At 61.6% G+C, this 10734-nt stretch carries 10 protein-coding genes and 2 pseudogenes; 6 read left to right on the top strand and 6 right to left on the bottom strand.

The window, feature by feature from the left end; genetic code table 11:
* On the top strand, positions 1-207 hold a 207-nt coding region (locus tag KBF66_RS11085; RefSeq protein WP_296656386.1), incomplete at its 5' end, for a hypothetical protein.
* A gap of 257 nt (positions 208-464) precedes the next feature.
* On the opposite strand, the pseudogene KBF66_RS11080 reads toward KBF66_RS11085, so the two are convergent.
* Positions 465-557, bottom strand: a pseudogene (locus KBF66_RS11080) (FadR family transcriptional regulator); the annotation flags it as partial.
* Between KBF66_RS11080 and KBF66_RS11075 the strand changes: the two are divergent.
* The 4 genes and pseudogenes from KBF66_RS11075 (at position 558) to yiaK (ending at position 3476) form a co-directional block, all read left to right on the top strand.
* On the top strand, positions 558-938 hold the full coding sequence (locus KBF66_RS11075; protein ID WP_296656398.1) for a hypothetical protein: 381 nt from the start codon (positions 558-560) through the stop codon (positions 936-938).
* Positions 939-1089: 151 nt separating this feature from the next.
* Positions 1090-1434 (top strand): annotated as a pseudogene (locus tag KBF66_RS11070) (YhcH/YjgK/YiaL family protein); the annotation flags it as partial.
* Positions 1431-2423: a Gfo/Idh/MocA family oxidoreductase gene (locus KBF66_RS11065; protein WP_296656384.1), complete on the top strand. Its 993-nt coding sequence runs from the start codon at positions 1431-1433 to the stop codon at positions 2421-2423. The pseudogene KBF66_RS11070 and the gene KBF66_RS11065, both read left to right, overlap by 4 nt.
* A 48-nt stretch (positions 2424-2471) precedes the next feature.
* Positions 2472-3476 carry a 3-dehydro-L-gulonate 2-dehydrogenase gene (gene yiaK, locus KBF66_RS11060; RefSeq protein ID WP_296656380.1) on the top strand — a complete coding sequence of 335 codons (1005 nt, stop codon included), beginning with the start codon at positions 2472-2474 and terminating at the stop codon, positions 3474-3476.
* 109 nt (positions 3477-3585) lie between these two features.
* On the opposite strand, the gene KBF66_RS11055 is transcribed toward yiaK, so the two are convergent.
* On the bottom strand, positions 3586-4593 hold the full coding sequence (locus KBF66_RS11055) for an LLM class flavin-dependent oxidoreductase (protein ID WP_296656378.1): 1008 nt from the start codon (positions 4591-4593) through the stop codon (positions 3586-3588).
* A gap of 242 nt (positions 4594-4835) precedes the next feature.
* Between KBF66_RS11055 and KBF66_RS11050 the strand changes: the two genes are divergently transcribed.
* Positions 4836-5837 carry a hypothetical protein gene (locus KBF66_RS11050; protein WP_296656375.1) on the top strand — a complete coding sequence of 334 codons (1002 nt, stop codon included), beginning with the start codon at positions 4836-4838 and terminating at the stop codon, positions 5835-5837.
* Between the two features lie 75 nt (positions 5838-5912).
* Here KBF66_RS11050 and KBF66_RS11045 read toward each other — a convergent pair whose 3' ends face one another.
* Genes KBF66_RS11045 through KBF66_RS11030 form a run of 4 tightly spaced genes read right to left on the bottom strand, consistent with a single transcriptional unit; the run spans position 5913 to position 10631 of the window.
* The gene (locus tag KBF66_RS11045; RefSeq protein ID WP_296656373.1) at positions 5913-7133 is read right to left on the bottom strand and encodes an ABC transporter permease; all 1221 of its coding nucleotides are present in this window, start codon (positions 7131-7133) and stop codon (positions 5913-5915) included.
* Complete coding sequence (locus tag KBF66_RS11040; protein ID WP_296656370.1) at positions 7133-7882, bottom strand: ABC transporter ATP-binding protein; 750 nt, start codon at positions 7880-7882, stop codon at positions 7133-7135. Before KBF66_RS11040 ends, KBF66_RS11045 begins: the two co-directional genes overlap by 1 nt.
* On the bottom strand, positions 7879-9240 hold the full coding sequence (locus tag KBF66_RS11035; protein ID WP_296656367.1) for an efflux RND transporter periplasmic adaptor subunit: 1362 nt from the start codon (positions 9238-9240) through the stop codon (positions 7879-7881). Before KBF66_RS11035 ends, KBF66_RS11040 begins: the two co-directional genes overlap by 4 nt.
* Positions 9237-10631 carry an efflux transporter outer membrane subunit gene (locus KBF66_RS11030; RefSeq protein ID WP_296656395.1) on the bottom strand — a complete coding sequence of 465 codons (1395 nt, stop codon included), beginning with the start codon at positions 10629-10631 and terminating at the stop codon, positions 9237-9239. Before KBF66_RS11030 ends, KBF66_RS11035 begins: the two co-directional genes overlap by 4 nt.
* Positions 10632-10734: the final 103 nt, after the last annotated feature.

The following is a 10734-nucleotide window of genomic DNA, read 5'->3' as shown; positions in this document are numbered from 1 at the left end:
CCGCCAGTGTTCCTGTTGACGCCCCAATCTTTACACCGCGAAGCGGCGGTCCAGCTTGAGAAAGCCATTCAGCACCATCGGCAAGCCGCATCACTGCATGAAGCAGGTGATGCCAGACAGGCCGAAAGCCATGGCAGCATGGCCTACAACCACACTGCACATGGGCTGGATGTGAGTGCTCGCGCTTTGAACGTGCTGCTTTGGTGAGGGGGTGGCGGGGTGAGCCTCCGGTCGGCCCCATGAAATAGCATGGCGCTGGAGACGCGTTTGGCGTGTTGAGCCATGCCGCACGGGACCGGATCAAGCGACCATTGCAAACTGGCTCGAACCCGACAACCTGACAACCCGACAGGTTCAGGGCACCTCGCGACCGATCGACCTTGTTGCCGATACCAGTGCAACAAGCCGTGGCACGAGTCGCCCAACCTCGGTGCTTGATTGGGCAAGGGTCTGCAAGCTGATGGCTAACGCAAGGCTTGCGAAAATTCCTTGATCACGCGTTCAAGGTGTGCCCGCATGGCAGCACGTGCGGCCACCGGGTCGCGTGCCAGCAGGGCATGGTGAAGACAAAGGCCAAATATGACGCCTTGCCGCCAGTACCTCCAAGGGCCCCGGTTGAAGCAACACGGGAGGCTGGCCAATACCAGCGTAAACTCAACAACGACAACCTGGCCAGGATCGTTGCCGACTTGAAGAAAGCCGGCGTGTCGGTGGTCGAACAGGTCGATGGTGGACCAGTCCTGGAAGCCACCAAGCCTGGGAGTGAGACCTTTGTCACCAAGTTTGGTGGCGCTCACATCATCAAGGCGATTGACGCCGTTCGCGACGCCAAGCAGGTGAGGCGACATGACGCCGCGCTGACCCAGCGGTTCAACGTCGCGCCATGGCTCGGATCGCGCAGTTCCCTGGACCGCCGCAGGAACCAATTTTTTGGATAGAAAGCTAGAAAATGATATTTGGACACGTCAAGGACCTGGAGTCCAGTTTTGCCTGGCTGCCCACGCCACTCAAGACGGCCATCGAGCGCCTCAAGACGACGGATTTTGCGGCATTGCCTGCGGAAAATTGTGAGCTGCAGGGCAGGAACTTCACGTTCAGCTCATTGACATGCACACCCGTGTTTTTGCCGACACCCATGCTGAAGTGCATCGGGAGTACATCGATGTGCAGTTTCTGGTGCTCGGCTGTGAAAAGATTGGTGTCGCCACCGACACCGGTCACAACGTGATGGCCAAAGACATGTTGGCCGAGCGCGACCTGTTGTTCTATACCGGCATGGAAAACGAATCCACGCTGACCATGACGCCGGGCAGTTTTGCCGTCTTTCTGCCCATCGATGTGCATCACCCTGGTTGTGCCCTTGATCAGCCACAAGCCATTCGCAAGGTAGTGGTCAAAGTGCGTGTCGCGCTGCTCGCGTGTTGGCAAGTATGAAAACCATCCGCTGGGGCATGATCGGCTGTGGTGCCGTGGCTGAAGTTAAGAGTGGGCCTGGGTTTTACAAGGCAGACCATAGCGCACTGGTCGCTGTGGCCAGCAGTGATGCGCGCAAAGCCCAATCGTATGCGGCACGTCATGGTGTGCCCACGGTTTACAGCAGCAACGAAGCGCTGGTGGCCGACCCGGCGATTGACGCTGTCTACATTGCGACCCCCCCGTCCTCCCACAAACCGCTGTCACTGCTGGTGGCCAGGGCTGGCAAGCATGTTTACGTCGAAAAACCGATGGCCATGCGGTTTGAAGAATGCCAGGAGATGGTGGCGGCCTGTCAGCAGCACGGCGTGCGGCTGTTTGTTGCGTTCTACCGCCGGGCCATGCCGCGCTTTCTGAAAATCAAGGAATGGATTGACAGCGGGGCCATTGGTGAGGTGCGCAATGTGCGCGCCGTGCAACACCAACCACCCGCGCCAGAGGATTTGTCGCGCGCCACGCTGCCGTGGCGGCTGTTGCCCGCCGTGGCTGGCGGTGGCAAGTTTCTCGACATGGGCATCCACGAACTCGACCTGTTTGACTTTTTGTTTGGCCCCATCGAAGAGGTGCATGGCATTGCCAGCAACCAGGCTGGCTTGTACGACGTGGAAGACACGGTCACAGCCACGTGGCGGCATGCCAGCGGCGTGCAAGGGTTTGGCTCCTGGTGTTATGTTTGCGGCCAGGGCGAGGATGCCATCCAGATCGTCGGATCCAAGGGCACCATCAGCTTTGAATTTTTCTCTGACAAGCCGCTTAAGCTGGTCAATGCAGACGGTGAGCAGTTACTTCAGATCGCCAATCCGCCCCATGTGCAGCAACCGTTCATTCAGAGCATGGTGGACGACCTCAATGGCGGTGCGCCCTGTCCCGGCAGTGTCGAAAGCGCGGTGCGCTCGTCCTGGGTGGCTGATGAAGTCCTGAAGAAATACCGCCAGCAAAAGGGTTATTGAACGGGCGGTTGAGCCCGCCTTCCTGCAACGATTAGATTGGAATCCACCATGCCACGCATTGCCTTTGCCGACCTGAAAGCCGAATTCAAGCGCGTCCTCATCAAAAAGGGCTGCGATGAGGCAGCAGCCGACCTGTCGGCGCAACTCATGACCGAAACCAGTTGCGACGGCGTGTACTCGCACGGTGTCAACCGTTTCGCCCGCGTGGTCGAATACATTGACAAGGGTTACATTGACCTGAAAGCCAAACCGACCAAGGTCGAGGGCATGGGTGCCTTCGAGCGCTGGAACGGCAACCTGGGTCTGGGCAACGTCAATGCCAAACTGGCGATGGACCGTGCCATCGAACTGGCGCACGCCAATGGCATTGGCTGCGTCGCCATGGCCAACACCAACCACTGGTTACGCGGTGGCAGCTATGGCTGGCAGGCCGCAGATGCGGGCTGCGTTGGCATTTGCTGGACCAACACCCAGCCCAACATGCCGGCCTGGGGCGCACGTGACCGGCGCATTGGCAACAACCCGTTCATCATGGCGGTGCCACGCGCGGGTGGTCATGTGGTGGTGGACATTGCCATGGCGCAGTTCTCCTACGGTCAGATGGACAACAAGGCCATGCGCGGTGAAATGTTGTCGGTGCCCGGTGGTTATGACGAACAAGGCGAGTTGTCGTGCGACCCCAAAGAGATTGCCAAAACCTGGCGGGTGTTGCCGATTGGTTACTGGAAAGGCTCGGCGCTGTCGATCGTGCTCGATCTGGTGGCTACCGTGCTGTCAGGGGGGCGCTCGACTGCCGCCATCGGCAAAATGACCAACGACGAGTACAGCCTTTCGCAGATGTTCATCGCGCTCGATGCCAACCGCATTGCCGGCCAAGATTACCTGGCTGCCGCAGTGAACGAGGTGCTCGACAACCTGCATGAATCCACTCGGGTCGACCCGGTAAAGCCGGTGCTCTATCCTGGCGAAAACTCGCTGGCCATTCGCAACACCAATCTGGCCAATGGTATCCCGGTCGATGACGGTGTGTGGGCCAAGATTCAATCGTTTTAAATCAAAGGAACTGTTATGCAAACGCGCGCTTGTGTTCTCCACGCCCAGGAAGATGTCCGGATTGAAATTGCCCGAGATCGCTCCACTCAAATGAAGGTGCAGCTGAGTTTTACGGAGTGAACGGGCCGGCGGCTGCCGTGATGTCGAGTGACCTCAAGCGCAGCGCCGGATCAAATACATCACACACCAGCATCAGCTCGTTGGCCCCGGTGTGGTTCACCAAGGCCTGCAGACCGGCGCGAACCCGGTCCGGTCCGCCGATCACCGCCGCCGCCAGAAAGTCAGCAATCGCGGTACGCTCCTGCGGCAGCAACTCGGCCATGAAGTTGGTCACGGGTGCCTGTAAACGCTGTCGGTCGCCGGTCAAAATGCCTAGCACCCGCTGATAGGTGCTGCTGGCCAGAAACTCTGCTTCGGCATCGGTTGGTGCGGCGATCACGGGCACACCCACCACGGCGTAAGGCGTGGCCAGCACCGCTGAGGGGCGAAACAACTGGCGGTAGAGATCCAGCGCCTGATGCAACAGGCGCGGTGCAAAGTGTGCCGCAAAAGCATAGGGCAAGCCACGTTCAGCCGCCAGCTGCGCCGAAAACAGACTCGATCCCAGCAACCAGATCGGCACCTGGGTATTGGCGCCCGGCATTGCCACAATACCCTGGCCAGGTTGTTCCGGCCCCAACAGACGCTGTAGCTCGGCCACGTCGCGCGGGAAATCCTGTTCGGTTTCTGCACGGTCTCGACGCAGGGCGCGCATGGTCGCCCGGTCGGTTCCGGTTGCCCGACCCAAACCCAGATCGATGCGGCCCGGGTACAACTCGGCCAGCGTACCGAAGGCCTCTGCCACCACCAGGGGCGCATGATTGGGCAGCATGATGCCACCCGAGCCGACGCGGATGCGCTTGGTGCCACCGGCGATAAAACCTACCAGAACGGCGGTGGCCGAACTGGCAATGCCGGCGAAGTTGTGGTGTTCGGCCAGCCAGTAGCGGCTGAAGCCGAGTGATTCAGCATGCTGCGCGGTGCGCAAGGCCAGGCGCAGTGCGTCGGCCACGCTGCTGCCTTCGCGTACGGCGACCAGATCCAGCATGGAGAGCGGAATTTTGTGAAGTGCAGTCATGGTGGTGTAGGGGGTGGTTGTCAACCATGATAGCTCTCAACCCAGCCTTGGACGGCGACGGTAGTGCTTCGGGTGCAGGGTTCGCGCATGTCGATACACCCAAACATCCGAGGGTTTTTCCCGATGTCATATCGTTGCCGACGCGTGGGACACTGATCGGCAGGTGGTTGTCAGAGTTTGATCATCGGTGTCATCACGGATCCGCCCGGTTCAGGGCCAGTTTGCAACTCGGAGGTGCCCTCATGCTTTGGCGGATGATGATTTGGGACAAGGTGGATCCACCCTTCGGGTCACGGTTCTGTCGATTCTGGGGCGAGATCGAACTTGAGTACATCCCCGACTTCGGTGCCAACGTCAACCACTGGCGAGTCAAGCGCAGCAGTCGGCCCAACCAGTTTCTGAGCAGCGCCGGTGTGATCAAGGATGAAGTGGTGTTTTTGCCGGATAGACGTCCGGTGCAACGGGTGGTCTTTTATGGCAATGACGGTACCAGCCCGATCTTCTGGATTGACTGCCTTACCAGCCAGAGCGGTTCGTTTCCCGTGTCTGCTCGTGTCGGCCAAGGATGTATCAATACCAAACTGAATGCCTCGATTTCGACCGCGACGCCACCCTTTCAGAAACACAACCTGCAATGGCAAATGCTGGAGCGGCGCGCCGACCCCCCGGCGGACAACCAGCTTTGGGTTGGTGTGGGCGGCAAATACAGCGGCACACTGGGGGTGGTGGGTGCGGAGGCGGCGCATGGTGTGGTCTGGAATGCTGGCACCGGCAAGCGCTGTTACTTTCAGACCAAGACCTCCAAACTGGCGATCGGGCTTGGCGCATCGACCAACGCGGTGCTGGCGGTGCTGGTCTGCAACGATCCCAAACAACTGGTCGGTACCACCAACCAGGGCATGGATTTCTCATTGGCCTTGGGTGGCAACTGGGGTCCCTTTATCAAGGCGGCCAACAACACACGCGCCGGGTTCGCGATCTTGAAATCCATATCGCAGGCGCTAAAAAAATGCCCGGGTGGGCAAAAATCGGCCCAGGCCCTGGTTCGCGCCGGTGTGCCCACCACACTCGATGCCAACGGAGTTGAATCGCTGGCAAATCTGGCCAAGTCACTGGTGTCAACCTCGGGTGTTGATTCGAGCAGCGCCTGCTTCAGCATCTTTGACATTCCAGCGGAAACACCTGGCATGGAGATTGGCGTGTCTTACGGGTTTCAGACCATGGACTACATCGAGCACTTCTGAAACCAGCAGTTTAAGGAGCCGCCGGATATTGGCAGAGCCTGCCAATTGACACCCGACCAGCGCTGCATTCGGCAACTACTCATGCCTCAGTGCCTCAATCGGATCCATCCGCGCTGCGCGCCGCGCAGGAAAGTAGCCAAACACCACCCCGATCGCCGCTGAGAACAGCATCGCCAGCAGGTTGATGGCAGCATCGAAGGTGTATGGCACCACCATGTACAAAGACAGGCCATACGAGGCAGCGGTGGCAATCAGCACCCCCACCACGCCGCCCAGCGCGGACAGCACCACCGCTTCTATCAAAAACTGCAGCAGCACCTCACCCTCCAGGGCACCGACGGCAAGGCGCAGGCCAATTTCTCGGGTGCGCTCGGTTACGCTGACCAGCATGATGTTCATGATGCCGATGCCGCCCACCAGCAGACTCACGGCCGCCACGGCACCCAGAAGATTGGTCAGCACGCCCATGGTGCTGGACAGGGTTTCGGCCAGTTGCTGGGTATCAAAGATGTTGAAGTTGTCGTCATCGCCCTCGGCCAATTTTCTCCGCTCGCGCAGCAGTTGGCGCAAGCTGGCTTTGAGCGGTGCGCTGTCGGCATTCTTCTGCATCGATACCTGCAGCGTGTTCACCTTGCGGTTACCCGTGACGCGGCGTTGCAGGGTATGCAGCGGCAGCAGCACGGTGTCATCCTGATCGCCCATGCCGCCCTGTCCCTTGGCGGCCAGGATGCCCACCACGATGCAGGAAAACTGCTTGACGCGCAGCGCCGCTCCCAGGCCGGTCTCGCCAAGGGTGCCGCCATAGAGCTCGCGGCGCACCGTTTCGCCAATGATGCAGACGGCTGCGCCACCGAGCTGCTCGTCATCGGCAAAGACACGGCCGCTGGCCAGTTTCCAGTTGCCGGTGTCAAACCAGGCATTGGTGCTGCCAATGATGCTGGTGGCCCAATTGCGACCGTTGGCCACCACCGTCGCTGAAGCCCGGCTCTGCGGTGCCACGTTGCCCACACCGCCAATTTGGGTGGCGATGGCCAGCGCATCGGCCTCGGTGAACAAGGGCACACCGCCGCCGCTGGGGCCGCTGCCGCCTGGCCCGCGCTGACCCGGCGACACCATCAGCAAATTGGTGCCCAGGCTGGTGATCTGGTTTTCGATGGCTTGTGTGGCCCCATTGCCCAGCGTGACCATGGTGATCACGGCGCTGACACCAATCACAATGCCCAGAATGGTCAGAAACGAGCGCAGCATATTGCGCTGCACCGAGCGCAGCGCGAGCATGAACACGCTGTACAGCATCAGATGGCCTCGTCGGGTCGGGTGGCCGGTGCCGTGATGGCTGGATGTGGGTTGATTTCGTCGTGCGCAATGCGGCCATCGACAAAGTGCACCATGCGCCGCGCGTAGGCGGCCATATCGGGCTCATGCGTCACCATCAGCACGGTGATGCCATGGTCGCGGTTGAGTGCCAGCAGTAGTCCCATGATTTCGTGGCTGCGCTGGGTGTCGAGGTTGCCGGTCGGTTCATCTGCCAGCACCACGGCTGGGGCGGTGACGATGGCGCGTGCGATCGCCACACGCTGCTGCTGGCCGCCCGACAACTCTGCCGGCGTGTGCCGCTCCCAGCCCCCCAATCCCACCGATTGCAATGCCTTGGTCGCTGCGATGCGACGCACCGTGGCGTTATCGCCCCGGTACAACAGCGGCAACTCGACATTTTCTTGCGCCGAAGTGCGCGCCAGCAAGTTGAAACCCTGAAACACAAATCCCAGGTAGCGCCTGCGCAGGCGCGCCCGCTGGTCACGCGACAGTGCCTCAACATGGGCACCCTTGAAGAGGTATTGGCCCGCGCTGGGGCTGTCCAGGCAGCCCAGTATGTTCATGGCAGTGGACTTTCCCGAGCCGCTGGGGCCCATGATGGCGACAAACTCGCCCGCCACAATGTCCAGATCAATCCCCTTGAGCGCCATCAACTCGGAGGCACCGGTACCGTAGCGCTTGGTCACACCGCGCAGCGCGATCAGGGCCGCAGTTGTGGGGGTTTTCATTGGGTGGTCGTCTTTTGATCGGTGATGACCGCCATGCCAACTTTCAGGTCGCCAGCTGTGATTTCGGTCATATGCCCATCGCTGATGCCTGGCGTCACGGCCACCGCCACCGGAATGCCGTCCTCGGGTAGCACCCACACCTGTTTGGCAGCGGCCGTGCTGGCCCCGGCTGCGGCCGACTTGCGGTTGCCGCCGGGCATGCGTGGCCCCATCGTGGCAAACACGCTGGTCTTGGCCTTGGTGTTGGCAGCCGCCACGGTGGGGGAAAAGCGCAGCGCGGTATTGGGGACCAGCAACACCCCGGTGCGCTGTGCCGCGGTGATGGTGGCGGTGGCGGTCATGCCTGGGCGTAGATTCAGGTCGGCGTTGTCGACGTCCAGATAAGTCAGGTAGGTCACCACGTTGTCGGTGATGGTTGAGCCAAAACCGACACGGGTGATGCGCGCCGGAAACTTGCGCGCCAGAAAGGCACTGACGGTGAAGTGGGCGGACTGGCCGACCTTGACCGCGCCCACGTCCGCCTCATCCACATACACCCACAGACGCAGCTTGCTCAGGTTTTCAGCCAACGTGAACAAGGTGACCGCCTGCAATGACGCGGCCACAGCGTTGCCGGGATCCACAGCCCGTGTCAGGACCACGCCGTCAGCGGGTGCTGCAATGGACGCTTTGGACAGATTGATCTGGTCAGTGGACAGTGCGGCCAGGGCATCACGCACACTGGCGCGGGCACTGGATTCGTCGGCGCGGGCGCGCGCCAGGCTCGCGCGGGCGCTACCCAGCTCGGCTTTTGAGGGCACCTTGCCCCCAGACAGGCTGGCCACCTCTTCGAAACGTGCCAGACTGGCCGCAGCTTCATCCGCAGTCGCCTGCGTTTGCTCCACTTTTGAGCTGGCCGCCGATAGTGCAGCTTTGGCACGCAGGATCTGGTCGTTTAATTTGGCGGTATCGAGCACGACCATGACCTGGCCTTTCCTGACCTGGTCATTGACGTCGACATTCACTTTGAGCACGGTGCCCGAAAGCTCGCTGCCAATGCTGATGGTGCGCGTGGGTTGCAGAGTCCCATTGGCCGTTACCGCCAGTGTCAGGTCACCGCGTGCCACCACCTGGGTGTTGTAGCCGGGCGCGGCGGCGGCGGTTTTGCGGGCCTGCCACCACCACACGCCACCCGTGGCCAATGCCAACGCGAGGGTGCCAACCCACAGCACCGGCCGACGGTACCAGACCCGCCTGGCAGGTTCGTCCAGCAGCGTGGCAGGGTCCACGCCCGGTGCTGCAGGTGCGGTACTGGGCGTTGCCACCGTACTTGCCGGTGTGCTGGCGGGTTGGGGCACTATGGGGTCTTGGGTGGTCATGATGGGGGTTCCCGCAAGGGGTTTGTGGCCGCAGGGATCGCGGAGTCAGTGATCTCAGGCTGCCAGCCGCCACCCAGGGCCTTGTACAGGCGCACGTGATCGATGCTGACCGCGGCGCGGGCGCTGGCCAGGCCGTCCTGGGTGCTCAGGCGGGTGCGCTGGGTTTCCAGCACCGTCTGGAAGTCCACCAGCCCGCTGCCATAGCGTTGGCTCGCCAGGCTGGCGGCCGTTTCCGATGAACGGTACGCAAGTTGCAGGCTGGTCAAACGTGCCCTGTCGCTGCGCAGGGACAGCAACGCGTCCTCCACCTCGGTCAGTGCCGTCAGCAGCGTGGCCTGATAGGTCGCGCTGGCGTGGTCCAGAGCGGCCATTTGAGCGTCTTGTTGCGCCAGACCGGCACCGCCATCCAGCACCGGCCATGCCACGCTGGCCAGCACCGCGGCAGCGAGCGAGGCACCGTCTGTCAGCGCGCCCAAGGTCAGCGCACCCAGTCCCAATGACCCGCCGAGTTTGAAACTGGGCCAACGTGCGGCCCGGGCCTGTGTCACCCGTGCGGCTGCCGCAAATACCTGAAATTCAGCGGCCCGTACATCGCTGCGCTGACGCAAGGTGTCGGCCGGCAGTGCCCAGGCCAAGGTATCGGCAGCCTGTGGCAATGGCCCGGGTATTGCCAAACGCCGGACCAGCGCGGCAGGGGCTTGGCCGGTCAGCACTGCCAAGGTGTGACTGGTTTGCTCGATGGTGGTTTGCAAGACCGGAATTTGCGCTGCAGTTTGCTGCGCTGCGGCGTTGGCCTGCTCGGCCTCCAGATCGGTGACCAGCCCGGCTTGCAGCCGCCAGCGGGTGAGTTGGAGCGTTTCCTGTTGACTGCTCAGGTTGGCCTGGGCAATTGCCATGCGGGCTTGGGCATGGCGCAGTGCAATGTAGTCCAAGGCCACTTCAGCCGCAATGGATACTTGCACTGCACCCAGACTGGCGTTGCTGGCGTCGGCGCTGGCCTGTGCGGCGCGCACCGCGCTGCGGTTGGCACCCAACACATCAAGCTCCCAACTGGCATCCAGCCCCAACTGAAAATGCGCGCTGCTCTGGTTGTCACTGCGACTGCGCCCGGCGGACGCCGAACTGCCTAAAGTCGGCCACAGCCCGGCGCTTGCCACATCGCGCAAGGCGCGGGCTTGGGCCAGGACCGCCTTGGCGGCCTTGATGCCGGTATTGGCGTCCAAGGACTGTGCGATCAATTCACCCAGCAGGAAATCGTCGAACTGCAACCACCAACGGGCAAGCGGGCTGGCGACGCCACTCGCTACACCACTGTCATCTTGCCAGTTTTCCGGCACCTTGAACGCGACTGCCGTGTCCATGGCGGGTGGTGCCGAAGCACAGGCGCACAAAGTCAGTGCCAACAGGCCTGACAGGGCAGGGCGTTGCCATTGACATTGGGTCAAACGCGGGATTTGCCGCCGGATTTGATGATAAATTGGCTCGTAGCCCATA

Origin of the sequence: Rhodoferax sp. (assembly GCF_018063565.1) — a bacterium.
Lineage (GTDB): Bacteria > Pseudomonadota > Gammaproteobacteria > Burkholderiales > Burkholderiaceae_C > Rhodoferax.
This window is presented reverse-complemented; position numbering and strand designations above follow the sequence as displayed.

What these genes read in the sequence shown, in the direction of transcription:
- KBF66_RS11075 (WP_296656398.1), top strand. Translation starts at nt 558, where the DNA reads ATGGTGAAGACAAAGGCCAAATATGACGCCTTGCCGCCAGTACCTCCA.
- KBF66_RS11065 (WP_296656384.1), top strand. Translation starts at nt 1,431, where the DNA reads ATGAAAACCATCCGCTGGGGCATGATCGGCTGTGGTGCCGTGGCTGAA.
- yiaK (WP_296656380.1), top strand. Translation starts at nt 2,472, where the DNA reads ATGCCACGCATTGCCTTTGCCGACCTGAAAGCCGAATTCAAGCGCGTC.
- KBF66_RS11055 (WP_296656378.1), bottom strand. Translation starts at nt 4,593, where the DNA reads ATGACTGCACTTCACAAAATTCCGCTCTCCATGCTGGATCTGGTCGCC.
- KBF66_RS11050 (WP_296656375.1), top strand. Translation starts at nt 4,836, where the DNA reads ATGCTTTGGCGGATGATGATTTGGGACAAGGTGGATCCACCCTTCGGG.
- KBF66_RS11045 (WP_296656373.1), bottom strand. Translation starts at nt 7,133, where the DNA reads ATGCTGTACAGCGTGTTCATGCTCGCGCTGCGCTCGGTGCAGCGCAAT.
- KBF66_RS11040 (WP_296656370.1), bottom strand. Translation starts at nt 7,882, where the DNA reads ATGAAAACCCCCACAACTGCGGCCCTGATCGCGCTGCGCGGTGTGACC.
- KBF66_RS11035 (WP_296656367.1), bottom strand. Translation starts at nt 9,240, where the DNA reads ATGACCACCCAAGACCCCATAGTGCCCCAACCCGCCAGCACACCGGCA.